Raw genomic sequence first — 26,490 nt, 5'->3', positions numbered from 1 at the left:
GCACGGCGAGTGATGCATTCCTGACCCCCCGAATTCGTCTCGGGAGCCGGTTCGGCAGCCTGCCTTGCCCGTTGTCGGGAGCCGGTCGGAAACGTGTTTCACGCCGCCGCCGGAAACCTTACGAGCGGTACAGCGCATCGACCTCGTTCGCGTAAGCGTTTTCGATGGCCTTGCGCTTCAGCTTCAACGACGGGGTCAGCAGCCCGTGCTCCTCCGTGAAGGGCTGGGCGAGGATGCGGAAGGTGCGGATCGACTCGGCCTTCGAGACCAGCGTGTTGGCCGCTACGACGGATCGGCGCACCTCCGCCTCCAGATCCGGGTCGCTCACCAGCTCGACCGGGGTCAGCTGCGGTTTGTTGCGCATCTGCAGCCAGTGCTCGACGGCCTCCTGGTCGAGGGTGACCAGAGCGGCCACGAACGGCCGGTCGTTGCCGACGACGATGCACTGGTTGACCAGCGGATGATCACGCACCCGCTCCTCCAGCAACCCCGGCGAGACGCTCTTGCCGCCGGAGGTCACCAGGATCTCCTTCTTGCGGCCGGTAATGGTGAGGTAACCGTCTTCGTCGAGTGATCCCAGGTCACCGGTGGCCAGCCAGCCGTCGTGCAGGGTCTCGTCGGTGGCCTTGGGGTTGTTGAGATACCCCTGGAACACGTTTCCGCCGCGCAGCCAGATCTCGCCGTCGTCCGCGATATGCACGGTCATGCCGGGGATCGCCTGACCGACGGTGCCGTATCTGGTGCGTCCGGGCGGGTTGGCGGTCGCGGCCGCCGTCGTCTCGGTCAGGCCGTAGCCCTCGTAGATCTGCACGCCCGCGCCGGCGAAGAACAGACCGAGCTTGCGGTCCATGGCCGAGCCGCCGGACATGGCGTGCCGCACCCGGCCGCCCATCGCCGCGCGCACTTTGGAGTAGACGAGCTTGTCGAACAGCTGGTGCTGCATCCGCAGCCCCGCCGAGGGGCCGGGACCGATGCCCCAGGCCTTCGCCTCGATCGCCTCGGCGTAGTTCACGGCCACGTCGACGGCCTTCGCGAACGGCCCCGCCTTGCCTTCCCGCTCCGCCTTGCGGCGGGCCGCGTTGAACACCTTCTCGAAGATGTACGGCACGGCAAGGAAGAACGAAGGTCTGAAAGCGGCCAGGTCGGGGAGCAGGGCGGCCGCGTGCAGCTGGGGCTGGTGGCCGAAACGGACCTTGCCGCGGATCGCGGCGATCTGCACCATCCGCCCGAAGACGTGCGCGAGCGGCAGAAACAGCAGGGTCGCCGCCTCGTCGCCCTTCTTCGAGTGGAACACCGGTTCCCAGCGTTCGATGACGGTGTCCGCCTCGAACATGAAGTTGCCGTGCGAGATGACACAGCCCTTGGGCCGGCCGGTCGTGCCCGAGGTGTAGATGATCGTCGCGGTCGAGTCGGGGGTAACCGCTTCCCGGTGCCGGTGCACCACGTCGTCCTCGATGGCGGCGCCGGCGTCGTACAGCTCCTGCACACAGCCCGAGTCGAGCTGCCACAGCTGCCGCAGCCGGGGGAGACGGTCGATGACGGTGGCGATCGTCATCGCGTGGTCCTCGTGCTCGACGATCGCGGCCGTGCACTCGGCGTCGTAGAGCATCCAGAAACACTGCTCGGCCGAGGAGGTCGAGTAGACCGGCACCACCTGGGCGCCGATCGTCCACAGGGCGAAGTCGAAGAGTGTCCACTCGTAGCGGGTGCGGGACATGATCGCGACGCGGTCACCGAAGCGGATGCCCTGCGCGAGGAGGCCCTTGGCCAGGGCGAGGACCTCGTCGCGGAACTCACCGGCGGTCACGTCCCGCCACTCGCCCCCCTCGTCCTTGCGGCCGAGAGCGACGTAGTGCGGGTCCTCCTGGGCGTGCCGGAACACGACGTCGGCCAGACCGCCCACCGGCGGTGCCAACGCCAACGGAGGGTTGGTGAACTCGCGCAAACCCGCACCCCGCTTCTCATGGCCGCACAGCGCCGTGAAAGCTACCCCACCCGACGGCGGGAGGGGAGGGGGGCGGAAAACGAGTGATGCTCTTGTCTGCGCTGGTCAGTGCCGGAAAATGGGCTCACATGGGGAAGGGTCGGACAGAAAACTGACGGAAGAGTAAGTTTCGGCACCGTAATCTCCACCGAATCTGCCCGTCCCGCTTACTCTGCCCGCCCCTTCCCGCGGCGGTCACGGCCCGCGCCACCCGACCCCCGTTGTCGAGGCCACGGGCGGGGGCTCCGTCACGGACGGGGGGCCGCCCCTTCCTTCGACGTCGCGGTCGCCTCGGCCTGCGCCGTGCCGGCCACGGCCGCGTGCGGTGTTCTGACGAGGACGAGGACGAGCGCCGCGGCGACCAGGCCCGTGCAGCCCGCCGTCACGAGCGCCGCGTCGAGCCCGGAGGCGAACGCCGACCGCAGGGTGTGCTCGGAGAACGTGCCCCGCAGCGCGTCGGCGCCACCGCCCGCGAGCGCGTGGGAGGCGTCGTGCGGGAGGGCGTCGGTCATCCGGGAGGTCACCACGGTGCCGAATACCGCGACCCCGAGCGCGTACCCGAGCTGCCGTACGGAGTTCACGGCTCCGCCCGCCATCCCGGCCCGCGCCGGTTCCACCGCGGCCAGTGCGGCACCGGCGACGGTAGGCGCGACGAAACCGGTTCCTATGCCCACCAGCACGAACCCGGGCACCAGCGCCGTCCAGTCCGAACCGGCGCCGAGCACAGCCTGGCAGAAACAGCCCGCGCCGATCAGCAGGAGTCCGCCACCGATGGTCAGCCGGGCAGAAACGCCGTGGAACCGCTTACCCACCACGACCGCCGTGACCATCGCCGCCACCGTCATGGGGAGCAGCGTGAGTCCACCGCGCACCGGGCTCATCCCCAGCAGCGTCTGCATCCAGATGGACAGGTACGGCGTCACGCCGAACGCCACGCCGTTGAAGGCGAGCGCGCCCACCATCACCCCCACGAACGCGGGTCGGCGCAGCAGCGACAGGTCGAGCAGTGGATGCGCCGCCCGCCGCTCCGCCAGCACGAAGCACACCAGCGCGAGCGCGGCGAGCCCGAACGAGGTGAGCGTCGCCGACGCCGTCCAGCCGTCCTCGCCGGCCCGTACGACGGCGTACGCCGTCCCGCCCGCGAAGACCGCGAAGGTCGCCGTGCCCGCCCGGTCCACCCGCATCCCGCGCGGCCCCCTGGACTCCGGCACCGCCTTCAGCGTCAGCCACACCGCGACCACACTCACCGGCAGGTTCACGTAGAAGATCCATCGCCAGCCGGGCCCCTCGGCGAGCAGCCCGCCCAGCACCGGCCCGACCGCCGCGGCCGCGCCGCTCACCGCGCCCCACACCCCGAGCGCGGCCGACCGCTGCCGGCCCTGGTAGACCGAGCCGAGCAGCGGCAACGTCGTCGCCAGCATCGCGGCCGCCCCCACCCCCTGGAGGGCCCGAGCGGCGACGAGAGTGTCCGGCCCGCTCGCCAGCCCGCACAGCAGCGACGCCGTCGCGAACACCACCACCCCCACCACGTGCACCCGGCGGCGCCCCAGGACGTCGGCGGTGGCCCCGGCCCCCAGCAGCAGCGCGGCCAGCGCCAGCGCGTACCCGTCGACGACCCACTGCAGATCGCTCAGCGACGCGTGCAACGCCCGCGCCATGTCCGGCAGTGCCACGATCACGATCGTCACGTCCAGCAACAACATGAACGTGCCCAGGCACACCGCTGTCAGCGGCCCCCATGTGCGCATGTCCCACTCCTCGATATGTCCTCTGCGATGGATGCGAAGCGCTCCGTACGATGGACGAGACGCGGCCGATCACCGGGGTATCCGATGTCGTGCCGACGGAATCCGACGGGGGACAGTGCGATGGAGACGGAATTCCACATCCACGGCAAGCTGGACGGACTGGATCTCCAGTTGCTCTCGGCGCTGGAGGTGGACGGGCGGGCCTCCTTCAGCAGACTCGGCGGAATCCTGGGCGTCTCCGACCAGACGGTCGCGCGCCGCTTCCGCCGGCTCAGCGCCGAGGCCGGTCTGAGGGTCGTCGCCGTCCGGGACGCGGAACGCCTCGGCCAGGACCAGTGGATGCTGCGGCTGCGCTGCGCACCCGACAGCGCGACGGTCATCGCGGACGCGCTCGCCAAACGCCCCGACACCTACTGGATCGGGCTGGGCTCCGGCGGCACCGAGATCGTCTGCATGACCCGGCCCCGCCATCCCGGCGACCACGACGACCTGCTCCTCGGCAAGCTCCCGCGCACCCCGAGCGTCGTGGAGATCCGCGCCCAGCAACTCCTCCACCGCTTCTACGGCGGGCCGACCGGCTGGCTGCGGAAGTTCGGTGCGCTGGACAAGGAGCAGATCGCCGCTCTCACGCCGCGCCACGACGCGAACGCGTCGGCGGGGCCGGCGGGGCTGACGAGGCCGGCGGGCCCGGCCCGGATCGAACCCGAGGACGAGCCTCTGCTCGCCGTCCTGGAACGGGACGGCCGGGCCACCTATCCGGAACTGCAGCGCGCCACCGGTCGCTCCGAGTCCGCCGTCAAACGCCGCCTGGCCGCCCTGCTCGCCTCGGGCGCCGTCTACATCGATGTCGAGTACCACTCCGAGTTCCTCGGCTACCCCCTCGCCGCCGTCCTGTGGATCACCACGGCGCCCTCCGCCATGCATGCCGTCGGGCAGGCGCTGGCCACCCACGACGAGATCGCCTTCGCCTCGGCCACGGCCGGGCCCTCCCACATCGTCGTCACGGCGGTGGTCCGGGGCACGGCGGGTCTCTACGCCTACCTCAGCGGGCCTCTGGGGCGCCTGGAGGGCGTCCAGCACGTGGAGGCGACGCCGTTCATGCGGCGTGTGAAGCAGCTGACGTATCAGCATGCTGGGCGGTAGGCGGTAGGCGGTAGGCGGTAGGCGGTAGGCGGTAGGCGGACCTGTCGTGTGCGGTATGCGGGATTCGGTATGCATTGTGCGACATGCCGCATACCGCATACCGCATATCGCATGCCGACAGTTCAGCCGACGCCGCCTCCCGGCAGGTCGAGTCGTCGACCGGACCCTGCCGCCCGTCGGTGCAGTCGGTCGCCGCCCGCCAGGACGGCCGCCGCCAGCGCGTCCGCAGCGCCCTGGGCCGAGGTGCGTCTGCGTCCGTGCACCAGCACGAAGTCGACCTGCCCCAGCTCCGGCAGACCAGCCCGCTCAGGGATCCGCACCAGGCCCGGCGGGATCAGGCCTCGCGAGTGGGCCATCACGCCGAGGCCGGCCCGGGCCGCCGCGATGAGACCGTTGAGGCTGCCGCTCGTGCAGACGATCCGCCAGGCCCGCCCTTGCCGTTCCAGCGCTTCCAGAGCGAGGGCGCGGGTGATGCCAGGAGGCGGGAAGACGATGAGCGGGACCGGGCGGTCCGCGTCCAGACGCAGCCTCTCCGCGCCGATCCACACCAGTCCGTCGTGCCACACCAACTCCCCCCGAGGGTCCTCGGGACGTCTCTTGGCCAGCACCAGGTCCAGTTTCCCGGCGGCGAGCTGCTCGTGCAGGGTGCCCGACAGTTCCACCGTCAGTTCGAGGTCGACCTCGGGATGGTCGTAGCGGAAGCCCTCCAGGATCTCCGGCAGCCGGGTCAGTACGAAGTCCTCGGATGCGCCGAAGCGCAGCCGACCGCGCAGCCGGGTGCCGGTGAAGAATGCCGAGGCCTGCTCGTGGACGTCCAGGATCCGGCGCGCGAATCCGAGCATCGCCTCGCCGTCCTCCGTCAGCTCCACGGAGTGCGTGTCCCGGGTGAACAGCGCCCGCCCGGTCGCTTCCTCCAGGCGTCGTACGTGCTGGCTGACCGTGGACTGACGCAGCCCGAGCCGCCGAGCGGCCTGCGTGAAGCTCAGGGTCTGGGCGACGGCGAGGAAAGTACGCAGATGGGAGGGCTCGTACACGAGCGCCACAGTAGCCCGTCGTGGGTTTGTTATCGCAATGCATGATGACAGTGAGAGCGGTATACCGGATTCCCGATCACGATACGGAGGAGGACGATGGGGAGGGGCTTTCCGAGCCCGGACGCACGCCCATCGAACAGCACGTGGAGCACCGTGAAACGCCTGCACTGGCCGAGTTGGATGCCGGTCGACCCCTACATCCTGCTGTTGCTCGGCACCGTCGGGTTCGCGGCGCTGCTCCCGGCGCGCGGCGCCGCCGCCGATGTGGCCTCGGGCGCTTCCACGGCCGCGATCGCCTTCCTGTTCTTCCTCTACGGCGCCAGGCTCTCCACCCGTGAGGCGCTGGACGGGCTGAAGCACTGGCGGCTGCACGTGACCGTCCTGGCCTGCACCTTCCTGATCTTCCCGCTGCTCGGTCTGGCCGCGCGCGGCCTCGTCCCGGTGTTCCTCACCCACCCGCTCTACCAGGGGCTGCTCTTCCTCACCCTCGTGCCGTCGACCATCCAGTCGTCGATCGCCTTCACCTCCATCGCCCGGGGCAACGTGCCCGCCGCGATCTGCGCGGGCTCCTTCTCCTCGCTGGTCGGCATCGTCGCCACCCCGCTGCTCGCGGCGGCCCTGCTCGGCAGCGGCGGCGGTGGCTTCTCCGCGGACTCGCTGGTCGAGATCGTGGTCCAGCTGCTCGTGCCGTTCGTCGCGGGACAGCTGCTGCGCCGTTGGATCGGCGGGTTCGTCACACGGCACAAGAAGGTGCTCGGGCTCGTCGACCGAGGCGCGATCCTGCTGGTCGTGTATACGGCGTTCAGTGAGGGAATGGTCCAGGGCATCTGGCACCAGGTCAGCGCCGTACGGCTGGGTGGGCTGCTCATCGTCGAGGCCGTTCTGCTCGCCGTGATGCTCGTCCTGACCTGGTACGGCGGCAAGGCGCTGCGGTTCAACCGCGAGGATCGCATCGCCATCCAGTTCGCGGGCTCCAAGAAGTCCCTCGCCTCCGGACTGCCCATGGCGAGCGTCCTGTTCGGCGCGCATGCGTCCCTGGCGGTGCTGCCGCTGATGCTCTTCCACCAGATGCAGTTGATGGTGTGCGCGGTCATCGCCAAGCGCAGGGCGAGGGACCCGCTGGAGGAGTCCCGGGAACCTGCGGACGAGAGTGCGCCGGCGGCTGCGACGTGAGATTCTGGCCGGTCGCCGGTCGCCGGTCGCCGGTCGCCGGTCGCCGGTCGCCGGTCGCCGGTCGCCGGTCGCCGGTCGCCGGTCGCCGGTCGCCGGTCGCCGGTCGCCGGGAGACAGTCGGCGGCGGTCCCGTGGGCGTACGAGGGGCGACGGTATGCAATGTGCGGTCGACCGCATCCCGGCCTCCATCGCCCCAGCTCACGGCACCAGGACGACCTTGCCCGAATTGGCCCGTGACTCGATCGTCGCGTGCGCCTCGGCGGCGTCCTCCAGGGAGAACTGCTTGTGTACGACGGGCTTCAGCGCCCCCTCCTCGAACAGCTCCCACAGCTCTCGGCGCCACCGCTCGTACAACTCCGGTTTCCCGCGCGCGATGTGGGCCATCTGGAAGCCGATCACGGACTTGGCGCCGACCAGCAGGTCGTATGCCTGGATCGTCCCGCCTCCGGAGCTGTACGCCACGAGTCGTCCGCCGGGCGCGAGGGATGCGATGGCGGGCGTGAGCAGCTCGCCGCCGACCGCGTCGAGCGCGTAGTCGACGCGGGTGTCCCAGTCCTCCTGGTCGTAGGTGACGACGTCGTCGGCGCCCAGCGCCCTCACGAAGTCGGACTTCGCGGGGTCGGACACGGCGCCCACGACGCGGGTCGCGCCGCGCGTGCGCGCGAGCTGTACGGCGAGGTGGCCGACTCCGCTCGCCGCGGCGGTGACGAGGGCCGTCTCGCCCGGTTCGGGCCGGGCGGCGGTGAGGGCGCCCAGCGCGACCAGGCCGCTGCGTACCAGGGCGACCGCGTCGACCTCGCCGGCGTAGTCCGGGACGGGCGAGGCCATGGCCTCGTGCAGGAGCGCGAAGTCGGCGTAGCCGTGGCCGAAGCACAGGCCGGTCACGCGATCACCCACCCGGAACCGGCCGACCCCGCTCCCGGCGGCCACGACCTCCCCGGCGATCTCGCCCCCGAGCGGAATCGGCTTCGCGGCCTCCGCGACCTTGCGGACGACGGGAAGGGTGGCGCCGATCGCCTCGCAGCGCACGAGGAGTTCGGCGGGGCCCGGTTCGGGGACAGGTGCCTCCTCCAGGAACAGGGGGCCGCCGGTGGAGTCGTATCGGACGCGGCGCATCACACCTCCAGAAGTCATGGGGAATCCCAACGGTATCCGGAAGTTCATTGGGGAGTCCAATGAATTATCGGTAGGGTGTGACCATGCCCGAAGCGCCCCTCTCCGCCATTCGCTCGCTGCCCAGCTGGCTCCTCGGCCGGGCCGCCGCCCGGGGTCGCGCCCTGGTGGCCGAGGCCCTCGCCGTCGAGGGTCTCAGGATGTGGCACCACGTGGTGCTCTCCGCCGTTCGTGACCTCGCCCCTGTCGCCCAGGCCGACCTCGGCCGCAGTGTCGGACTCGACCCCAAGGACCTGGTCGGCATCCTCAACGACCTGCAGCTCGCGGGACTCGCCGTGCGTGAACCGGATCCGAACGACCGCCGGAAGAACGCGGTCTCACTCACCGAAGAGGGACGACGGCTGCTCCGGCGCTGCGAGAAGGCCGCCCGGCAGGCGAACGACGTGTTGCTCGCCCCGCTTTCCGCCACCGAGCGCGACCTTTTGATGGGCCTGTTGATCCGGATCTCCGGTACGGAGGGCTGACGGCGGATAACGTTCCGTCATGACCGCAGCTCTTCCACTCGTCCCCGCGCGCAGCGCTCTCGTCCTCGTCGACCTGATGGATCGCATCGCCGCGTTGCCCCTGGAGCCCCACAAGGGAACCGAAGTACTGGCTGCCGCCGAGGAGTTGGCGGTAGCGTTCCGATCGGTCGGCGCGCTCGTCGTCCTGGTCCGCGTCGAACGTCCCGGCGTCACCGAGCAGCCGCCCGGCAGTGGGTTGGTGCAAGGGCTCCACCAGGAAGGCGACTTGGAGATCGTCAAGCGGACGATCGGTGCCTTCCAGGGGACCGGCCTGGACGATCGACTGCGCGAACACGGCGTGACGACCCTCGTGTTCGGCGGCATCGCCACCAACCTCGGGGTCGAGTCCACGGCCCGCGCCGCCGGTGACCTCGGCTACGACCTGGTCTTCGTCGAGGACGCGATGTCCGCTCTCACCGGGGCCGAACACGAGGCTTCGGTAAAGCTCGACTTCCCTCGACTGGGGACCGTGGCGCGCGTGGCCGACGTGCGATTCACGAGCGGCTGAGGCGGGGCCCCGCGGCGCAGGGGGCGCTCCCCGCCGGCCGGGGCCCCGCCGCCGTGCCGCGGGGAACCGGGTCAGCCCTGGGCGGCCGCGGTCCGCAGGGTGATGCGGTCCTCACCCGCGTACACGTTCATGGAACTGCCCCGCAGAAAGCCCACCAGTGTCAGCCCGGTCTCCGCGGCCAGATCCACGGCCAGGGAGGAGGGCGCCGAGACCGCCGCGAGCATCGGGATGCCCGCCATCACGGCCTTCTGCGCCAGCTCGAACGACGCCCGGCCCGACACCAGGAGGATCGTCCGAGACAGGGGCAGGTCGCCGTTCTGGAGGGCGCGGCCGACCAGCTTGTCGACCGCGTTGTGCCGTCCCACGTCCTCGCGTACGTCCAGCAGTTCGCCGTCCTCGGAGAACAGGGCCGCCGCGTGCAGTCCCCCGGTCCGGTCGAAGACCCGCTGGGCCGCGCGGAGCCGGTCGGGGAGGCTCGCGAGCAGTTCGGGTTCGATCCGGAGCGGGGGAGTGTCGGCGATGGGCCAGCGGGCCGTCGTGCGGACCGCGTCCAGGCTCGCTTTGCCGCACAGACCGCAGGAGGAGGTGGTGTAGACGTTCCGCTCGAGGGTGAAGTCCGGCATCGTCACGTCTGGGGCCGTCCGGACGTCCACCACGTTGTAGGTGTTGGATCCGTCGACCGTCGCGCCCGCACAGTAGACGATATTCAGTAGATCGGATGCGGCAGCCAGTACGCCTTCGCTGACGAGGAAACCGGCCGCCAGCGCGAAGTCGTCACCGGGTGTGCGCATGGTGATGGCCAGGGGCTTGCCGTTGAGCCGGATCTCCAGTGGCTCCTCGGCGACCAGGGTGTCCGGCCGGGCGGAGACCGCCCCGTCCCTGATGCGGATCACCTTGCGTCGTTCGGTGACTCGTCCCATGTCGTGATCAGCCCCGGTTCTGTACGTGCTGGTAGCCGAAGCGGCCCTTGATGCAGAGATTCCCGTGGGTCACGGGGTTGTCGTGCGGTGAGGTGACCTTCACGATCTCATTGTCCTGCACATGGAGCGTGAGGTTGCAGCCCACCCCGCAGTAGGCGCACACGGTCGTGGTCCGGGTCTGTGCGGACTCGTCCCAGTTTCCGGCCGCTCGCCGGTCGTACTCGGACTTGAACGACAGCGCTCCGGTCGGGCACACCTCGATGCAGTTCCCGCAGTACACGCACGCCGAGTCGGTCAGCGCGGCGTCGTGCTCGACGGCGATCCGGGCGTCGAAACCGCGTCCCGAAACAGAGATCGCGAAGGTGTTCTGCCACTGGTCACCGCAGGCGTCCACGCACTTGTAGCAGAGGATGCACTTGTCGTAATCGCGTACATACAGGTCGTTGTCGATCTTCGGTTCCTCGTTCAGCCGGGCCGCGTCGTGGCCGAAGCGATCCGGCTTCGCGTCGTACTCCTTGATCCATTCCGCAACCATCGGTGTCGTGGACAGGTCGACCGAGGACGCGAGCAGCTCAAGAACGATCTTGCGGCTGTGCCGGGCGCGCTCGGTGTCGGTGCGGACGTCCATGCCGGACTCCGCCCTGCGGGAGCACGCCGGCACCAGGGTCCGGGAGCCCTCGACCTCCACGACGCAGACCCGGCAGGCGTTCTTAGGGGTGAGGGTGTCGCCCTGGCACAGGGTCGGGACGTCCTTTCCGGCGGCCCGGCAGGCGTCGAGGATCGTCGATCCCTCGGGAACCCTGGCCTCCTGCCCGTCGATCGTGAACTCCACCAGCCGTCGCGGCACCCCCAGCGGTATCGCGGTCATGGAGCGGCTCCTGTGCGGACGGTCGCGGTCATTCGTACGCCCCCAGACGGTCGATGGCGGATTCCACGGCGTTCCATGCGGTCTGGCCCAGGCCGCAGATCGAGGCGTCCCGCATGGCGCGGCCGACCTCACGCAGCAGGGCGATGTCGGTGGCGGCCTCGGAGCCGGTCCGTTCCGCGATCCGGTGCAACGCCTCCTCCTGCCGTACGGTCCCGACCCGGCAGGGCACGCACTGCCCGCACGACTCGTCCCGGAAGAACTCGGCGATGCGCAACAGCAGTCGGGGCAGCGGGACGGTGCCGTCGAAGGCCATCACGACCCCGGAACCGAGCGTCGTGCCCGCCTCCCGGGTGCCCTCGAACGTCAGCGGGATGTCCAGTTCGTCGGGTCGTACGAAGCCGCCGGCCGCGCCGCCGAGGAGCACGGCACGCAGGTTCTCGCGCACCCCGGCGCGGGTCAGGAGCTCGCCCAGCGTCGCCCCGAAGGGGAGTTCGTACACGCCGGGGTGCTCGACGCTGCCCGACACGCAGAACAGCTTGGGGCCGGTGGACCTGGGTGTGCCGATCGCCGCGTAGGCCGGAGCGCCCATGGTGAGGATCGGCAGGACGTTCACCAGCGTCTCCACGTTGTTCTCGACCGTCGGCTTGCCGAACAGGCCCTTCTCCACGGGGAACGGCGGTTTCGAGCGCGGCTCGCCCCGGTACCCCTCGATGGAGTTGAACAGGGCTGTCTCCTCGCCGCAGATGTACGCGCCGGCGCCCCGCCGGATCTCGATGTCGAAGGCGTAGCCCTGGCCGAGGATGTCGTCGCCGAGGAGACCGCGAGTGCGTGCACAGTCGACCGCATATTGCATACGACGCAGGGCGCGCGGATACTCGCCGCGGAGGTACAGGTACCCCTTGTGCGCGCCGACCGCATACGCCGCGATCGTCATCGCCTCCACCAGCGCGTACGGGTCGCCCTCCATGAGCACGCGGTCCTTGAAGGTGCCCGGCTCGGACTCGTCCGCGTTGCAGACCAGGTAGTGCGGATGGTCGGGCTGGGATGCCGTGGCCTGCCACTTGCGTCCGGTGGGGAAGGCGGCGCCGCCGCGACCGAGCAGGCCGGAGTCGGTGACCTCGCGGATGACCCCGGAGGGGCCGAGCGCGAAGGCGCGGCGCAGGGCCGTGTAGCCGCCGTGAGCCCGATAGTCGTCGAGCGAGGACGGATCGACCACGCCGACCCGGTTCAGCAGGATCAGGGACGGGTCCCCTGCCTGGGGCACCGCGCCCGCCGCCGGCTCCTCCTCGGGCGCCGAGTCGGGGGCGCTCGCGGCGAGTACGGCCGCCTCGACGTTCGTCGGAGCCGACACCGCCGTACGCGCCGGATCGCCGGCCTTGACGGCGAGCGCGGCCGGGGCGCGCTCGCACAGGCCGAGGCAGGGGCTGCGCTCGACGCACACCCCACTGCCCGTGCCCAGGCGTGACTCGATCCCGGCGCACAGCGCGGCGGCGTCCGCGGCTGCGCAGGCGAGGTCCGTGCACACGTGGAGCACGGTGGCCGGCCGCGGCTTGACCGAGAACATCGCGTAGAAGGTGGCGACGCCGTAGGCCTCCGCCGGGGGTACGGTCAGGCGGCGGCACAGATAGTCGAGGGCACCCTCGCCGATCCAGCCGATTCGGTCGTTGATCGCGTGCAGCCCCGGCAGCAGCAGGTCACGGCGGTCGCGGGCCTCTCGTCCGCCCCGCGCCCACCGCAGGTCCGCGTCGCAACGGTCGGCGCCCTCCCACGAGGACTCGGGTGGGCCGAGAACGGCGTCCACGGCTGCCCGTTCGTCGTCCGTCGGTTTGCTGTCACCGAAGTGCAGGTCCACGACATCACCTCACGTAGGTCGGGGCCGGGAGCTTCTCGATCCGGATCGCCGACGCCTTGAACTCCGCCGTACCCGCGATCGGGCAATTCGCCTCGATCGTCAGCTGGTTGGTGTCCACCTCGTCGGGAAAATGCATGGTCATGAAAGCGAGGCCGGGCCGCAGGGCGGTGTCGATCCAGACCGGCGCGACCACGGATCCGCGCCGCGAGGTCACCCGAACCTCCTCGCCGACGACGATCCCGTAGTGCTCCGCGTCCTCCGGGCACAGCTCGACGTACTCGCCGCGACGCAGGGGGGAGGAGAAACTCCCGCTCTGGACACCGGTGTTGTACGAGTCGAGTCGCCGCCCGGTCGTCAGCCGGATCGGATACTCCTCGTCCGTGAGGTCGACCGGGGGATCGTGCTGGACGATTCCGAACGGCGCCCGGCTACCCCTCAGTTCTGGTCTCTTCTGCCACAACCGCCCGTGTAGATACGCGGGTTCGAGTCCGTCGATGCTCGGGCACGGCCACTGGATGCCCTGATGTGTCTCCAGCCGGTCGTACGTCATCCCGTAGTGGTCCGGGGACACCGACCTGAGCTCGTTCCAGACGGCCTCGGCGTCCGCGTACTTCCATTCGTGACCGAGCCGCGTCGCCAGGTCGCAGAGGATGTCGATGTCCTCGCGCGCCTCGCCGGGCGGTGTCACGGCGCGCCGCACCCGCTGAACTCTGCGCTCACTGTTGGTCGTTGTGCCTTCGGTCTCCGCCCAGCCGGCCGTGGCGGGCAGCACCACGTCCGCCAGCTCGGCGGTCTTGGTGAGGAAGATGTCCTGCACGACGAGGAAGTCGAGGGACCGCATACGGCGTACGGCCTGCTCGCTGTCCGCCTCCGACTGGGCGGGGTTCTCGCCGATGCAGTAGACGGCCTTCAGCGAGCCCTCCTCCATCGCCTCGAACATCTCCGTGAGATTCAGTCCGTAGTGCGGCTGGATGACGGTGTCCCAGGCGGACTCGAACCTCAGCCGGGCATCGGGGTCGAGGATGTCCTGGAACCCGGGGAGGCGGTTGGGGATCGCGCCCATGTCGCCACCGCCCTGGACGTTGTTCTGCCCGCGCAGCGGCTGAAGGCCGGAGCCGTAGCGGCCCACGTGCCCGGTCAGCAGCGAGAGGTTGATGAGCGCGCGCACGTTGTCCGTGCCGTTGTGGTGCTCGGTGATGCCGAGCGTCCAGCACAGTTGGGCACGCTCGGCGCGGGCGTAGGCATGCGCCAACTCCCTGATGGCGGCGGCCGGTACACCCGTGACCTTTTCCGCGAGGGACAGCGTCCAGGGCTCCACGAGCACCTTGTACGCCTCGAAGTCACTGGTCGCGCGTTCCACGAACGCCTCGTTGGCCAGACCCGCGTGGATGATCTCGCGGCCGATCGCGTGTGCCATCGGGATGTCCGTGCCGACGTTGAGGCCGAGCCAACTGTCCGCCCACTCGGCCGTCGACGTCCGGCGCGGGTCGACCGCGTACATCCGGGCGCCGTTCCTGACCCCCTTCAGCACATGCTGGAAGAAGATCGGATGCGCGAAACGCGCGTTGGACCCCCACATCACGATGACGTCGGTGTGCTCGATCTCCTCGTACGACGACGTCCCGCCACCGGAGCCGAAGGCCGCCGACAGGCCGGCGACGCTCGGCGCGTGGCAGGTCCGGTTGCACGAGTCGACGTTGTTGGTGCCCATGACGACCCGGGCGAACTTCTGCGCCACATAGTTCATCTCGTTGGTCGCGCGGGCGCAGGAGAACATACCGAACGCGTCGCGGTTGCGCTCCAGTCCCCGCGCGGTGCGCTCCAGCGCCTCTTCCCAACTCGCCTCTCGAAAAGGTTCGTTGCGGGAGTCTCTGACGAGCGGTCGGGTGAGCCGGGTGTAGGTCTTCGGGGTCCGGTCGCGTTTCCTCATACGTGCTCCCCAGCGTTCATGCGGCGCTCCTCAGCGCGAGCAGGTCCGAGATGGCGTGCACGGTGCGCAGGGTGGGCACTTCCACGCCGGTGATCTCCGCCAACTCGACGACGGCCGCCAGGAGCACGTCGAGTTCGAGCGGCTTGCCGCGCTCCAGGTCCTGGAGTGTGGACGTGCGGTGGTCGCCGACCTTCTCCGCGCCCGCGAGCCGACGCTCGATGGAGACGCCCACCTCGCAGCCCAGGGTCTCGGCGACCACGAGCGTCTCGCGCATCATCGTCTCGATGACCTGGCGGGTACCGCCGTGCAGGCACATCTGCCGCATGGTGGCGCGGGCCAGCGCGCTGATCGGATTGAAGGAGATGTTGCCCAGCAGCTTGAGCCAGATGTCGTTGCGCAGGGCCGGTTCCACCGGGCACTTCAGCCCGCCGGCCTGCATGGCCTCGCTGAAGGCCAGACAGCGGGTCGAGACGCTGCGGTCGGGCTCACCGACGGAGAAGCGGGTTCCTTCCAAGTGGCGTACGACTCCCGGCCCTTCGAGCTCGGTGGCCGCGTAGACCACACAGCCGACGGCCCGTTCGGGCGCGAGCACCGCACTGACCGCGCCGTCCGGGTCCACACTCTCGATGCGCAGACCGTCGTACGGGCCGCCGTGGCGGTGGAAGTACCACCAGGGGATGCCGTTCTGGGCGGCGACCACCGCGGTGGAATCGTGCAGCAGGGGTTCGATCAGCGGCCCGCACGCCGCGTACGAGTTGGCCTTGAGGCCCAGGAAGACGAAGTCGACCGGGCCGATCTCGCCCGGGTCGTCGGTGGCGTGGGCGCGGGCGGTGAAGTCGCCGCGCGGACTGAGCACCCGCACCCCGTCCCGCCTCATGGCCGCGAGATGCGGTCCACGGGCGACGAGATGCACGTCGGCGCCGGCGCGATGGAGTGCTGCACCGACGTAGGCGCCGATCGCACCGGCGCCGAGGACTGCGACTTTCATTGCGAGGGAGCTCCGTTCGGTCGAGGGTACCGAGGAACTGTCGAATCCTGTCGACGAAATATTGTCTACAGTATGGAGGATGGGGCGGCAAGGGTTCGCGCAGCGCCGAGGCGGTTCGCGGCGAGCGCGAAGGTGGTGTGGGGAACGGGCGAGATCCGGGAACGATTGCGGAAGCGGTTACGGAAACCGGTCGGTCCGACCGTTCGGCGCAGCCTGGATACCGTTCACCGCATACTGTCGACGCACCGCCTTTTCAACGCCCGCGCCGCTTCCTACCGTTCAGGACTCATGAGTCCCCCTGTCGCACCGGCCGGTTGGAGCCGCTGGCTCGTCCCCCCGGCCGCTCTCTCGGTCCATCTCTCCATCGGCCAGGCCTACGCGTGGTCCGTGTTCAAGCCTCCGCTGGAATCCTCGCTCGGCCTCAGCGGCACCCAGAGCGCGCTCCCGTTCCAGCTCGCCATCGTCATGCTCGGCCTGTCCGCCGCCTTCGGCGGCACGCTGGTCGAGCGCAACGGACCGCGCTGGGCGATGACCGTCGCCCTGGTCTGTTTCTCGTCCGGTTTCCTGATCTCCGCGCTCGGGGCCGCCACCGAGCAGTACTGGCTGATCGTCCTCGGCTACGGCTTCGTCGGTGGAATCGGCCTCGGTATCGGTTACATCTCGCCCGTCTCCACACTGATCAAGTGGTTCCCGGACCGGCCCGGTATGGCCACCGGCATCGCCATCATGGGCTTCGGTGGCGGCGCACTCATCGCCTCGCCCTGGTCGGCGCAGATGCTGGAGTCGTTCGGATCCGACAGTTCCGGCATCGCCCTCGCGTTCCTCGTACACGGGCTTTCGTATGCGGTATTCATGGCGCTGGGTGTCCTGCTGGTGCGGGTACCGCGCGGCGCGCAACCGGTCGTGGGCGGGCCCAGCGCCGTCGAGGGCGTCCAGGTCTCGGCGAGCAGGGCGGTGCGCACTCCGCAGTTCTGGTGCCTGTGGGTCGTGCTCTGCATGAACGTGACCGCGGGTATAGGGATCCTGGAGAAGGCCGCCCCGATGATCACGGACTTCTTCGCCGACACCTCCACCCCGGTCTCGGTGTCCGCGGCCGCAGGTTTCGTCGCCCTGCTGTCCGCGGCGAACATGGCGGGCCGGATCGGCTGGTCGTCGACCTCCGACCTGATCGGACGAAAGAACATCTACCGGGTCTACCTGGGTGTCGGTGCCCTGATGTACGCCCTCATCGCGCTGATCGGCGACTCGTCGAAACCCCTGTTCGTGCTGTGCGCGCTGGTGATCCTCTCCTTCTACGGCGGCGGTTTCGCGACGATCCCCGCCTATCTGAAGGACCTGTTCGGGGCCTACCAGGTCGGCGCGATCCACGGGCGGCTGCTCACCGCCTGGTCCACCGCGGGCGTGCTCGGTCCGCTGATCGTGAACTGGATCGCCGACCGGCAGGAGGATGCCGGAAAGCACGGCTCGTCCCTCTACACCCTGTCCCTGTTCATCATGATCGGGCTGCTGGCCGTCGGCTTCGTCGCCAACGAACTCGTCCGGCCCGTCCACGCCCGCCACCACCATGTCCCCGCCCAGAGGGAGGCCGCCGATGTCGAACGACAGCAGCCCGAGTCCGCAGCCTGACAGGCGCCCACTGATCGCCTTCGCCTGGTTGTGGGTGGGCGCACCGCTGGCCTACGGGCTCTATGAGCTGGTACAGAAGGCGACGCAGCTGTTCACGAAGTAACCGGGTAGCAGTGTTTCTCGGGGGGTGGGTGTTCGGCGGGTACGCGTTCGGCGGTTGCTCGGGCGTCCGAGGGCTATGGGGAAGCCGACAACCCGGGAACCGGTTTCCTGTCGCTTCACGCGCCCTCGTACCCGTGAGTCACTGATCAGACTGGTGGATCCCGCTACCCAAGGCAACGAGGGGACCCCCCAATGAACGGCTCGCGCATCGCCGCCGTCGGCCACTACCAGCCCGCCAAGGTGCTCACCAACGAGGATCTGGCGGGCCTGGTCGACACGAGTGACGAGTGGATCAGGAGCCGGGTGGGCATCCGCACGCGCCACATCGCGGGCCCCGACGAGCCCGTGGACGAGCTGGCAGCGCACGCCGCCGCCAAGGCGCTCGCGGCGGCCGGCCTCGCGCCGAGTGACATCGACCTGGTGCTGGTCGCGACCTCCACGGCCGTCGACCGCTCGCCGAACATGGCAGCCCGGGTCGCCGCCCGTCTCGGCATCCCGCAGCCGGCCGCCATGGACATCAACGTCGTCTGCGCCGGTTTCACCCATGCGCTGGCCACCGCCGACCACACGGTCCGCGCGGGCGCCGCGACCCGTGCCCTGGTCATCGGAGCCGACAAGATGTCCGAGGTGACCGACTGGAGCGACCGCACGACCTGTGTGCTCGTGGGCGACGGAGCGGGCGCCGCCGTGATCGAGGCCTGTCCGGACGGAGTGGAGCCCGGTATCTCGCCGGTGCTGTGGGGCTCGCTGCCCGAGATGGGGCACGCGGTGCGTATCGAGGGGCAGCCGGCACGGTTCGCGCAGGAGGGGCAGAGCGTGTACCGCTGGGCCACCACGCAGTTGCCGCCGCTGGCGCGACAGGCCTGCGAGCGGGCGGGCCTCACCCCCGCGGACCTCGCCGCCGTCGTCCTGCACCAGGCGAATCTGCGCATCATCGAACCCCTCGCGCAGAAGATCGGCGCCGTCAACGCGGTGGTCGCGCGTGACGTCACCGAATCGGGTAACACGTCTGCCGCCAGCATCCCGCTCGCCTTCTCCAAGCTCGTCGAGCGGGGCGCCGTCTCCACGGGGGACCCGGTACTGCTGTTCGGCTTCGGCGGCAACCTGTCGTACGCGGGACAGGTCGTGCGCTGCCCGTGAGCGGGGGTGGCACCGCGGTCTCGAGTGGATTCCCGCGGGCGGGGCGCGGCGTAGTGTGACGCGATCGACTGTGCCCGGCTCTGGCTACTGTGCGCCGTAGACTGTAGACGAAAGACAATCGATACTCGGCTGTAGACAGTCGACCGGCTACGGACAGCCGAGTACGTCAATCGATATGTGGCTTTCCGGTTGCAGTTGCCCGGTGTTGCCCAGGAGGGGGACCGACCGATGTTGTCGACAGGACTGCCGCAGGGCGCGGTGCCCAAACTCGAACGCCCCGGCCCGCTGCGCGACCGCGTCTACGAGGCACTGCTCGAACTCATCACCACTCGTGCCCTCCAGCCCGGCCAGCATCTCGTCGAGAGTGAACTCGCCACGCACCTCGGCGTCTCGCGGCAGCCGGTGCGCGAGGCGCTCCAGCGGCTGAACACCGAGGGTTGGGTGGACCTCAGGCCCGCCCAGGGCGCGTTCGTGCACGAGCCGACCGAGGACGAGGCGGACCAACTCCTCACCGTGCGCACGCTGTTGGAGGCTGAGGCGGCGCGGCTCGCCGCGGCGCGCGCGGACAAGGCCGGCATCGAGGCCCTGGACGAGATCCTGGCCCAGGGCATGCTCGCCGTGGCCGGTGACGACGTGGACACCGCGGTCGCCCTGAACGCCCGGTTCCACGCGAAGATCATCGAGCTCGCGGGCAACGCGGTGCTCGCCGAACTGGCGGCCCAGGTGGATCGCCGGGTGCGCTGGTACTACACGCCGATCGCCCGGCAGCGCGGTCATCAGTCCTGGATCGAGCACCGCGACCTGATCGCGGCGATCGCCGCCCACGACGAGCAGTCGGCCACCCGACTGATGCGTGAACACACCGAGCACACCCGGCGTTCGTATCACGACCGCCCCAAGTCCTGAGCCTGCTCGGGACAGGTTTCTCACCGGACTTGGACCGGTTTCGGGTGCCTCGGTTCCGCTCTTTGTCCTGTGAGTGGAGAAAGTTGACGGCAATCAGTGCACAGCTTCTTCCCAGGTTCGGCAGGCGCTGCTACGTTCCCTTCGAAAGCCCGACACTGGTGGCCGAACTGAGGCGGGGAGGGGCTCGTGAGACGTATAACGGCGCGACCCGCGAACGCCCATCAGGCCCGTCTGCTCAAGCTGTTGCGCGACGGCGGCCCCAACTCCCGCGCCCAACTGGGTGATCAGGTCGACCTGTCGCGGTCCAAGCTGGCCGTGGAGGTGGACCGGCTCCTGGAGACGGGGCTGGTCGTGGCCGACGGACTCGCCGCCTCGCGCGGCGGGCGCCGCTCCCACAACGTCCGGCTCAACCCCGGGCTGCGCTTCCTCGGTGTCGACATCGGCGCGACCTCGGTCGACGTCGCCGTCACCAACGCCGAACTGGAGACCCTCGGACACCTCAACCAGCCCCTCGACGTACGTGAGGGTCCGGTCGCGGTCTTCGAGCAAGTCCTGTCCATGGCCGCGAAGTTGAGGGCGACGGGACTCGCCGAGGGCTTCGACGGCGCCGGCATCGGCGTACCCGGGCCGGTTCGTTTCCCCGAAGGTGTGCCGGTGGCACCGCCGATCATGCCCGGCTGGGACGGCTTCCCCGTGCGGGAGGCGCTCAGCCAGGAGCTGGGCTGCCCGGTGATGGTCGACAACGACGTGAACCTCATGGCGATGGGGGAGCAGCACGCGGGCGTCGCCCGCACCGTCGCCGATTTCCTCTGCGTCAAGATCGGCACCGGGATCGGCTGCGGCATCGTCGTCGGCGGCCATGTGTACCGCGGTACGACCGGCAGCGCGGGCGACATCGGGCACATCCAGGCCGTGCCCGACGGCCGGCCGTGCGCCTGTGGCAACCGGGGTTGCCTGGAGGCCTACTTCAGCGGTGCGGCCCTGGCCCGGGACGCGCTGGAGGCGGCCCAGCAGGGCCTCTCGGCGGAACTCGCGGCACGGCTGGCGACGAACGGCGGCCTCACCGCCGTCGATGTCGCCGCCGCGGCGGCCGCGGGAGACGCCACCTCTCTGGAGATGATCCGCGAGGGCGGCAACCGTGTCGGCCAGGTCATCGCCGGACTCGTCTCGTTCTTCAACCCCGGCCTGGTGGTGATCGGCGGTGGCGTGACCGGCCTCGGCCACACCCTGCTCGCCGCGATCCGCACCCAGGTGTACCGCCAGTCGCTGCCCCTGGCGACCGGCAACCTACCCATTGTTCTCGGGGAGTTGGGCCCCACCGCCGGCGTCATCGGCGCGGCCCGGCTGATCAGCGACCACCTCTTCTCACCCGCGTAAGCCGCTACCCGGCACGGTCTCACCAGCACAGCGTGTCGCTCCGCCCTGCCCCGCCCCGCACTGTTCTGCCCTGCTCTGCCCTGAGAACAACGACTTGTTCTGCCCTGACTCCGGCCCGCACGTCCGCCGAGGGGAACCCACATGGCAACAGAACCACCCCTGCTCAGCATGTCCGGCATCACCAAGTCCTTCCCCGGAGTACGGGCGTTGGACGGAGTCGACCTCGCCGTCCAGGCCGGTGAGGTGCACTGTCTGCTCGGCCAGAACGGTGCCGGCAAGTCCACCCTCATCAAGGTTCTGGCCGGCGCCCATCAGCCCGACGACGGCGTCATCCGCTGGCAGGGCGACCCCGTCACCCTGCGCTCCCCGATCGCCGCCATGCGTCTCGGCATCGCCACCATCTACCAGGAACTCGACCTGGTGGAGCACCTGTCGGTGGCCGAGAACGTCCACTTGGGACATGAACCCACGGCCGCCGGATTCGTCGTACGGGGCAAGGTGGCGCGCGCCTCGACGAGCGCCCTGCTGAAGCGCCTCGGGCATGCCGAGATCGATCCGGCCCGACTGGTCGGGGAGTTGTCGGCGGCGCAACAGCAGATCGTCTCGATGGCGCGTGCGCTCTCCCACGACGTGCGGCTCATCGTGATGGACGAACCGTCCGCCGCGCTCGACCCCGACGAGGTCGACAACCTGTTCCGTATCGTCGGCGACCTGACCGCCGACGGAGTGGCCGTCGTCTACATCTCGCACCGGCTCGAGGAGATCCGCCGCATCGGCGACCGCGTGACCGTACTGAAGGACGGCCGCGCGGTGGCGGGCGGGCTCCCGGCGAAGACGACGCCGACCCGTGAGGTCGTCGCGTTGATGACGGGGCGCAACGTCGAGTACGTCTTCCCCGAGCGGCCGTCGGGTGACGTGGTCGCCGCCACGGACAGTGCCGGAGGAGTGGCCGGAGTCGGCGGTGCCGGGTCTGCCGCCGGGACACCCCTGCTGGAAGTGCGAGGGCTGGCCCGGGAGGGTGAGTTCGCGTCCCTCGACCTGACCGTGCGGCCCGGGGAGATCGTGGGGCTCGCCGGACTGGTCGGCTCGGGGCGGTCGGAGATCCTGGAGACGATCTACGGAGCGCGGAAACCGAGTGCCGGTCAAGTCCTCGTCGACGGCACGCCGTTGCGCCCGGGCAGTGTGCGGGCGGCGGTACGGGCCGGGCTCGGACTGGCCCCCGAGGAACGCAAGGCGCAGGCCCTGCTGATGCTGGAGTCCGTCACGCGCAATGTCTCCGTCTCCTCCATGTCCCGCTTCTCGCGCGGGGGTTGGATCGACCGGCGTGCCGAACGGGGCGCGGCGCGGGCCGCGACGCGCGAGTTGTCGCTGCGCCCCGACAATCCGTCCGCCCCCGTGCGCACGCTGTCCGGCGGCAACCAGCAGAAGGCGGTCCTGGCCCGCTGGCTGCTGCGTGGCTGCCGGGTCCTGCTCCTCGACGAGCCGACGCGTGGCGTCGACGTCGGTGCCCGCGCCGAACTGTATGCAGTCGTCCGTCGACTGGCCGACGAAGGCCTCGCCGTGCTGCTGGTCTCCAGTGAGGTGCCCGAGGTGCTCGGCCTCGCCGACCGCGTGCTGGTGCTCCGCGAAGGCCGCGTCGTCCACACGGCGCCTGCCCGTGAGCTGGATGAACACCGCGTACTCGATCTCGTCATGGAAGGAAGCCCGGCGTCATGACGCAGCCCGTCTCCCCACCGCGGGACAGCACCGACAAGGTGTCGCAGATCCCGCCCCCGGCCTGGCGTACCACAGTGGCCCGCGCCGACGTCCGCACCCTCTCCCTGCTCGGCGTGCTCGCCGCGCTCGTCGTGATCGGCGGGGTCACCAAACCGGACGAGTTCCTCGACACCCGCAACCTGCAACTCGTCCTCACCCAGGGGTCCGTGATCGGTGTCGTCACCGTCGGGATGACCTTCGTCATCACCTCCGGGGGCATCGACCTCTCGGTCGGGGCGATCGTCGCGCTGGCCTCGGTGTGGGCGACCACGGTCGCCACCCAGGAATACGGTTTCGCGGGCATCTTGTTCACGGCGGTGATCGTCGGACTGGGCTGCGGCCTGGTCAACGGTCTGCTCATCGCGTACGGCGGGATGGTGCCGTTCATCGCGACGCTCGCCATGCTGGCCTCCGCCCGCGGACTGGCCCTCCAGCTCACGGACGGCCGGACGCAGATCGTGACCGTGGACGGCGTCCTCGATCTGGGCGAGCGCGACGCCTATGTGCTCGGCGTCCCGCCACTTGTGATCGTCTTCGCGATCGTGACGGTCATCGGCTGGTTGGTGCTGAACCGCACCACGTTCGGTCGCCGCACGGTGGCCGTCGGCGGCAACGCGGAGGCCGCCCGGCTCGCCGGCATCGACGTACGCCGTCAGCGGCTGTACCTCTACCTGTTGTCCGGCCTGTGCTGCGGCATCGCCGCCTTCCTGCTGATCATCCTGTCCGGCTCGGGACAGAACACCAACGGCAACCTCTACGAACTCGACGCCATCGCGGCCGCCATCATCGGCGGCACGCTGCTCACCGGGGGGCGCGGCACCATCACGGGCTCCGTGCTCGGCGTACTGATCTTCACCACGATCACCAACATCTTCGCCCTGAACAACCTGCAGAGCGACGTCCAGCAGATCGCCAAGGGCGCGATCATCGTCGCCGCCGTGCTGGTCCAGCGCCGTACCGCGAGCACGACCTGAGGAAAGGGTTCACCGTCATGCCAGAGCCGACACCCTTCACGAACCGCTTCACCAGTCGCAGAGGAATGCTCTTCGGGGCCGCCGCAGTCTCGGCCGGTACCCTCCTCGTGGGTTGCACCAGCAATGATTCCAAGGATGAGGAGCCGGCCGCGAACGACCAGCCGGCCGCCGACGACAAGCCCGGCAAGCAGGTCACCATCGGCTTCGCCGGACCGCAGGCCGACCACGGCTGGCTCAACGCCATCAACGACAACGCGGAGAGCCGAGCGAAGAAGTACTCCGACGTGACGCTGGAGATCACCGAGGGCTCGAACGACACCGCCCAGCAGATCGGCCAGATCGAGACCCTCATCAACAAGAAGGTCGACGTCCTGGTCGTACTGCCCGCCGACGGCAAGGCCCTCACCCAGGTCGGCCTGAAGGCGATGCGCGCGGGCATCCCCGTCGTCAACCTCGACCGGATCTTCAACACGCCACAGGCGTACCGGTGTTGGGTCGGCGGCGACAACTACGGAATGGGTCTCAATGCCGGGCACTACATCGGGGAGAAACTCAAGGGAAAGTCCGACGCCCGCGTGATCGAGCTGGCCGGCCTGGACAACCTGGAGCTGACCAAACAGCGCACCCAGGGCTTCGACGACGCGCTGAAGAACTACCCCAACATCAAGAAGGTCGCCCGACAGGCCGCCGAGTTCACGGTCGAGTCGGGGCAGGCCAAGATGGCCCAACTGCTCCAGGCACAGCCCAGGTTCGACGCCCTGTGGAACCATGACGACGACCAGGGTGTGGGTGCGCTGCGCGCCATCGAGCAGGCCGGACGTGACGACTTCCTGATGGTCGGCGGAGCGGGCGCTCTCGCCGCCTTCCAGGCGATCAAGCAGGACAAGGGTGTCCTGAAGGCAACCGTTCTCTACCCGCCGACCATGGCCGCCTCCGCCATCGACCTCGCCCGCGCGCTCGGCCAGGGCAAGGGGGTCGGCGGTCTCGCCGAGTACGAGATCCCAGCCTCGATCACCCTCTACTCGGCGGTCGTCGACAAGACCAACGTCGACCAGTACATGTCCACCGGCTTCAAGTAGGGCGTGCTGTCCGGGGGACGGTCGCATGTCACCCGTTCGGCAGCGGTACACGGGATATCGGCTACGGGATACGAAGTGCGGGATACGGGCGACGAGCGAGCGGCCGCGGGCTCCGTGCGCCGGGCGCTCTGCCGAGCGACCTGAACCGCGGGCGTGGTGCGGGAGTCACCGATTTCCCTTGGGTTCGCGCCGGCACCGCACGGCGCCGGCGCGGTCGTCACCTCTCCCTGCGAAGGGCCGCCGGGTCCGGGGACGGTGCGGCGTCCGATGGGTCGCATCCACCGCATCGGCCCCGTCCATCCCGTCGACCGGGGAGGGCCCGGTCCGACGGGCCTGCCGCGCCCGAGCGTGCCCCGTTCGAGCCGAACCCGCCCACCGGGCGGCATCAGCTCCGTCCGGCGACACCAGCTCCCCCTGGGCGTCCGCCGGACGGCCCGGGTCTTGTGCCTGACGGCGTCCCGCCCCCCACCGTGCCACGACGACAAGGAGGACAACCGTATGGAACAGCCGCAGCAGTCAGCAGGACCGGAGGCGGGCAAGCAGCCGCTCCGTGTGGGGATGGTCGGTTACGCGTTCATGGGCGCCGCCCACTCCCAGGGCTGGCGCACCGCGGGCCGAGTCTTCGATCTTCCCCGCCGTCCGGTCCTCGCCGTGATCTGCGGTCGCGACCCCTCCGCCGTGCGGGCGGCTGCGGACCGGCACGGCTGGGCGGCTACCGAGACCGACTGGCGTGCTCTGATCGCCCGGGACGACATCGACCTCGTCGACATCTGCACCCCCGGCGATTCCCACGCCGAGATCGCTGTGGCGGCGCTGGCCGCCGGCAAACACGTCCTGTGTGAGAAGCCCCTCGCGAACACTGTCGAGGAGGCCGAGACCATGGCCCGTGCTGCCGAAGCAGCTTATGAGCGCGGCCAGTTGGCGATGGTCGGCTTCAACTACCGACGGGTCCCGGCCACCGCCCTGGCCCGGCGGATGGTTGCCGAAGGCCGACTGGGCACACTGCGCCACGTACGCGTGACGTATCTTCAGGACTGGCTGGTCGACCGCGAGTTCCCGCTGACGTGGCGACTGCGCAGGGAACTGGCCGGCTCCGGTTCGCTCGGTGACCTGGGCGCGCACATCGTCGACCTCGCACAGCATCTCGCGGGGGAGCGGCTCGCGGGAGTCTCCGCGATCACCGAGACCTTCGTACGGCAGCGGCCGTTGCCCGGTGGTCCGACGAGCGGCCTGAGCGCGGTCTCCGCCCACGGCACCGGAACGGTCACCGTGGACGACGCGGCCCTGTTCACCGCTCGCTTCACCTCCGGCGCGCTCGCCTCCTTCGAGGCGACCCGGTTCGCCACCGGACGCAAGAACGCCCTGCGTCTCGAACTCAACGGTGAGCGCGGCTCGTTGGCCTTCGATCTGGAGCGCCTCAACGAGCTCTGGTTCCACGACGCCACCGAACCGAGCACACACGCCGGCTTCCGCCGCATCCTCGTCACCGAACCCGACCATCCCTACCTGAACGCCTGGTGGCCGCCGGGCCATGGGCTCGGCTACGAGCACAGCTTCGTCCACCAGGTCCGTGACCTGGTGCACGCCGTCGCCGAGGGCAGCCGCCCCGAACCTTCCTTCGCCGACGGGCTACAGGTCCAGCGCGTCCTGGCGGCGGTCGAGGAGAGCGCCGAGAAGAACTCCGTCTACACCCCGATAGCGGACTGA

At 69.8% G+C, this 26,490-nt stretch carries 21 protein-coding genes; 12 read left to right on the top strand and 9 right to left on the bottom strand.

The window, feature by feature from the left end; genetic code table 11:
- Positions 1 to 118 precede the first annotated feature (118 nt).
- Positions 119 to 1,945 carry a long-chain fatty acid--CoA ligase gene (locus OHU34_RS08660; protein ID WP_142266938.1) on the bottom strand — a complete coding sequence of 609 codons (1,827 nt, stop codon included), beginning with the start codon at positions 1,943 to 1,945 and terminating at the stop codon, positions 119 to 121.
- A gap of 287 nt (positions 1,946 to 2,232) precedes the next feature.
- The gene (locus OHU34_RS08655; protein WP_405765689.1) at positions 2,233 to 3,732 is read right to left on the bottom strand and encodes an MFS transporter; all 1,500 of its coding nucleotides are present in this window, start codon (positions 3,730 to 3,732) and stop codon (positions 2,233 to 2,235) included.
- A 120-nt stretch (positions 3,733 to 3,852) separates the two neighbouring features.
- On the opposite strand from OHU34_RS08655, the gene OHU34_RS08650 reads away from it, so the two are divergent.
- Positions 3,853 to 4,875 (top strand): Lrp/AsnC family transcriptional regulator, encoded by a 1,023-nt coding sequence (locus OHU34_RS08650; protein WP_230194205.1) that lies wholly within the window; start codon positions 3,853 to 3,855, stop codon positions 4,873 to 4,875.
- Positions 4,876 to 4,997: 122 nt separating this feature from the next.
- On the opposite strand, the gene OHU34_RS08645 is transcribed toward OHU34_RS08650, so the two are convergent.
- Positions 4,998 to 5,909 (bottom strand): LysR substrate-binding domain-containing protein, encoded by a 912-nt coding sequence (locus OHU34_RS08645; protein ID WP_142266940.1) that lies wholly within the window; start codon positions 5,907 to 5,909, stop codon positions 4,998 to 5,000.
- A 180-nt stretch (positions 5,910 to 6,089) separates the two neighbouring features.
- Here OHU34_RS08645 and OHU34_RS08640 point away from each other — a divergent pair, with 180 nt between their 5' ends.
- Positions 6,090 to 7,082, top strand: coding sequence for a bile acid:sodium symporter family protein (locus OHU34_RS08640; RefSeq protein WP_200839965.1), 993 nt, complete (start codon positions 6,090 to 6,092; stop codon positions 7,080 to 7,082).
- 198 nt (positions 7,083 to 7,280) lie between these two features.
- Here the strand turns inward: OHU34_RS08640 and OHU34_RS08635 are convergent, their stop codons facing one another.
- Complete coding sequence (locus OHU34_RS08635) at positions 7,281 to 8,198, bottom strand: zinc-binding alcohol dehydrogenase family protein (protein WP_405765685.1); 918 nt, start codon at positions 8,196 to 8,198, stop codon at positions 7,281 to 7,283.
- A gap of 83 nt (positions 8,199 to 8,281) precedes the next feature.
- On the opposite strand from OHU34_RS08635, the gene OHU34_RS08630 reads away from it, so the two are divergent.
- Together OHU34_RS08630 and OHU34_RS08625 are read left to right on the top strand one after the other, a co-directional pair.
- Complete coding sequence (locus tag OHU34_RS08630) at positions 8,282 to 8,719, top strand: MarR family winged helix-turn-helix transcriptional regulator (RefSeq protein ID WP_142266943.1); 438 nt, start codon at positions 8,282 to 8,284, stop codon at positions 8,717 to 8,719.
- A 19-nt stretch (positions 8,720 to 8,738) separates the two neighbouring features.
- Positions 8,739 to 9,266, top strand: coding sequence for an isochorismatase family protein (locus tag OHU34_RS08625; RefSeq protein ID WP_142266944.1), 528 nt, complete (start codon positions 8,739 to 8,741; stop codon positions 9,264 to 9,266).
- Positions 9,267 to 9,337: 71 nt separating this feature from the next.
- Here the strand turns inward: OHU34_RS08625 and fdhD are convergent, their stop codons facing one another.
- Genes fdhD through OHU34_RS08600 form a run of 5 tightly spaced genes read right to left on the bottom strand, consistent with a single transcriptional unit; the run spans position 9,338 to position 15,824 of the window.
- Positions 9,338 to 10,186 carry a formate dehydrogenase accessory sulfurtransferase FdhD gene (fdhD, locus tag OHU34_RS08620; protein ID WP_142266945.1) on the bottom strand — a complete coding sequence of 283 codons (849 nt, stop codon included), beginning with the start codon at positions 10,184 to 10,186 and terminating at the stop codon, positions 9,338 to 9,340.
- Positions 10,187 to 10,193: 7 nt separating this feature from the next.
- Positions 10,194 to 11,054 carry a 2Fe-2S iron-sulfur cluster-binding protein gene (locus tag OHU34_RS08615; RefSeq protein WP_142266946.1) on the bottom strand — a complete coding sequence of 287 codons (861 nt, stop codon included), beginning with the start codon at positions 11,052 to 11,054 and terminating at the stop codon, positions 10,194 to 10,196.
- 28 nt (positions 11,055 to 11,082) lie between these two features.
- Entirely contained in the window at positions 11,083 to 12,906 is a 1,824-nt protein-coding gene (locus OHU34_RS08610) for an NADH-ubiquinone oxidoreductase-F iron-sulfur binding region domain-containing protein (RefSeq protein WP_405765681.1), read from the bottom strand.
- A gap of 4 nt (positions 12,907 to 12,910) precedes the next feature.
- The gene (locus tag OHU34_RS08605) at positions 12,911 to 14,836 is read right to left on the bottom strand and encodes a molybdopterin oxidoreductase family protein (protein WP_142266948.1); all 1,926 of its coding nucleotides are present in this window, start codon (positions 14,834 to 14,836) and stop codon (positions 12,911 to 12,913) included.
- A gap of 16 nt (positions 14,837 to 14,852) precedes the next feature.
- Complete coding sequence (locus tag OHU34_RS08600) at positions 14,853 to 15,824, bottom strand: 2-dehydropantoate 2-reductase (RefSeq protein WP_405765678.1); 972 nt, start codon at positions 15,822 to 15,824, stop codon at positions 14,853 to 14,855.
- A 288-nt stretch (positions 15,825 to 16,112) separates the two neighbouring features.
- Here OHU34_RS08600 and OHU34_RS08595 point away from each other — a divergent pair, with 288 nt between their 5' ends.
- The 8 genes from OHU34_RS08595 to OHU34_RS08560 all read left to right on the top strand — a co-directional run bounded on the left by OHU34_RS08595 (position 16,113) and on the right by OHU34_RS08560 (position 26,490).
- Positions 16,113 to 17,450, top strand: coding sequence for an OFA family MFS transporter (locus tag OHU34_RS08595; RefSeq protein ID WP_142266950.1), 1,338 nt, complete (start codon positions 16,113 to 16,115; stop codon positions 17,448 to 17,450).
- Positions 17,451 to 17,744: 294 nt separating this feature from the next.
- A complete protein-coding gene (locus OHU34_RS08590; protein WP_142266951.1) occupies positions 17,745 to 18,692 on the top strand; it encodes a beta-ketoacyl-ACP synthase III in 948 nt (315 codons plus the stop codon).
- 228 nt (positions 18,693 to 18,920) lie between these two features.
- Entirely contained in the window at positions 18,921 to 19,598 is a 678-nt protein-coding gene (locus OHU34_RS08585) for a GntR family transcriptional regulator (RefSeq protein WP_020125645.1), read from the top strand.
- A 195-nt stretch (positions 19,599 to 19,793) separates the two neighbouring features.
- Positions 19,794 to 20,975: an ROK family transcriptional regulator gene (locus tag OHU34_RS08580; RefSeq protein WP_142268154.1), complete on the top strand. Its 1,182-nt coding sequence runs from the start codon at positions 19,794 to 19,796 to the stop codon at positions 20,973 to 20,975.
- A gap of 141 nt (positions 20,976 to 21,116) precedes the next feature.
- The gene (locus OHU34_RS08575) at positions 21,117 to 22,691 is read left to right on the top strand and encodes a sugar ABC transporter ATP-binding protein (RefSeq protein ID WP_405765674.1); all 1,575 of its coding nucleotides are present in this window, start codon (positions 21,117 to 21,119) and stop codon (positions 22,689 to 22,691) included.
- A complete protein-coding gene (locus OHU34_RS08570; RefSeq protein ID WP_230194195.1) occupies positions 22,688 to 23,704 on the top strand; it encodes an ABC transporter permease in 1,017 nt (338 codons plus the stop codon). Before OHU34_RS08575 ends, OHU34_RS08570 begins: the two co-directional genes overlap by 4 nt.
- Before the next feature lie 17 nt (positions 23,705 to 23,721).
- The gene (locus OHU34_RS08565) at positions 23,722 to 24,783 is read left to right on the top strand and encodes a substrate-binding domain-containing protein (protein WP_142266954.1); all 1,062 of its coding nucleotides are present in this window, start codon (positions 23,722 to 23,724) and stop codon (positions 24,781 to 24,783) included.
- Between the two features lie 498 nt (positions 24,784 to 25,281).
- Positions 25,282 to 26,490, top strand: coding sequence for a Gfo/Idh/MocA family protein (locus OHU34_RS08560; RefSeq protein WP_230194194.1), 1,209 nt, complete (start codon positions 25,282 to 25,284; stop codon positions 26,488 to 26,490).

This window comes from Streptomyces sp. NBC_00080 (genome assembly GCF_045041255.1).
GTDB lineage: Bacteria > Actinomycetota > Actinomycetes > Streptomycetales > Streptomycetaceae > Streptomyces > Streptomyces coriariae.
This window is presented reverse-complemented; position numbering and strand designations above follow the sequence as displayed.

Excerpts from the sequence above, each read along its gene's own strand:
- OHU34_RS08655 (WP_405765689.1), bottom strand. The coding sequence starts at position 3,732 with ATGCGCACATGGGGGCCGCTGACAGCGGTGTGCCTGGGCACGTTCATG.
- OHU34_RS08650 (WP_230194205.1), top strand. The coding sequence starts at position 3,853 with ATGGAGACGGAATTCCACATCCACGGCAAGCTGGACGGACTGGATCTC.
- OHU34_RS08640 (WP_200839965.1), top strand. The coding sequence starts at position 6,090 with ATGCCGGTCGACCCCTACATCCTGCTGTTGCTCGGCACCGTCGGGTTC.
- OHU34_RS08635 (WP_405765685.1), bottom strand. The coding sequence starts at position 8,198 with ATGCGCCGCGTCCGATACGACTCCACCGGCGGCCCCCTGTTCCTGGAG.
- OHU34_RS08630 (WP_142266943.1), top strand. The coding sequence starts at position 8,282 with ATGCCCGAAGCGCCCCTCTCCGCCATTCGCTCGCTGCCCAGCTGGCTC.
- OHU34_RS08625 (WP_142266944.1), top strand. The coding sequence starts at position 8,739 with ATGACCGCAGCTCTTCCACTCGTCCCCGCGCGCAGCGCTCTCGTCCTC.
- fdhD (WP_142266945.1), bottom strand. The coding sequence starts at position 10,186 with ATGGGACGAGTCACCGAACGACGCAAGGTGATCCGCATCAGGGACGGG.
- OHU34_RS08615 (WP_142266946.1), bottom strand. The coding sequence starts at position 11,054 with ATGACCGCGATACCGCTGGGGGTGCCGCGACGGCTGGTGGAGTTCACG.
- OHU34_RS08605 (WP_142266948.1), bottom strand. The coding sequence starts at position 14,836 with ATGAGGAAACGCGACCGGACCCCGAAGACCTACACCCGGCTCACCCGA.
- OHU34_RS08600 (WP_405765678.1), bottom strand. The coding sequence starts at position 15,824 with ATGAAAGTCGCAGTCCTCGGCGCCGGTGCGATCGGCGCCTACGTCGGT.
- OHU34_RS08595 (WP_142266950.1), top strand. The coding sequence starts at position 16,113 with ATGAGTCCCCCTGTCGCACCGGCCGGTTGGAGCCGCTGGCTCGTCCCC.
- OHU34_RS08590 (WP_142266951.1), top strand. The coding sequence starts at position 17,745 with ATGAACGGCTCGCGCATCGCCGCCGTCGGCCACTACCAGCCCGCCAAG.
- OHU34_RS08585 (WP_020125645.1), top strand. The coding sequence starts at position 18,921 with ATGTTGTCGACAGGACTGCCGCAGGGCGCGGTGCCCAAACTCGAACGC.
- OHU34_RS08575 (WP_405765674.1), top strand. The coding sequence starts at position 21,117 with ATGGCAACAGAACCACCCCTGCTCAGCATGTCCGGCATCACCAAGTCC.
- OHU34_RS08570 (WP_230194195.1), top strand. The coding sequence starts at position 22,688 with ATGACGCAGCCCGTCTCCCCACCGCGGGACAGCACCGACAAGGTGTCG.
- OHU34_RS08565 (WP_142266954.1), top strand. The coding sequence starts at position 23,722 with ATGCCAGAGCCGACACCCTTCACGAACCGCTTCACCAGTCGCAGAGGA.
- OHU34_RS08560 (WP_230194194.1), top strand. The coding sequence starts at position 25,282 with ATGGAACAGCCGCAGCAGTCAGCAGGACCGGAGGCGGGCAAGCAGCCG.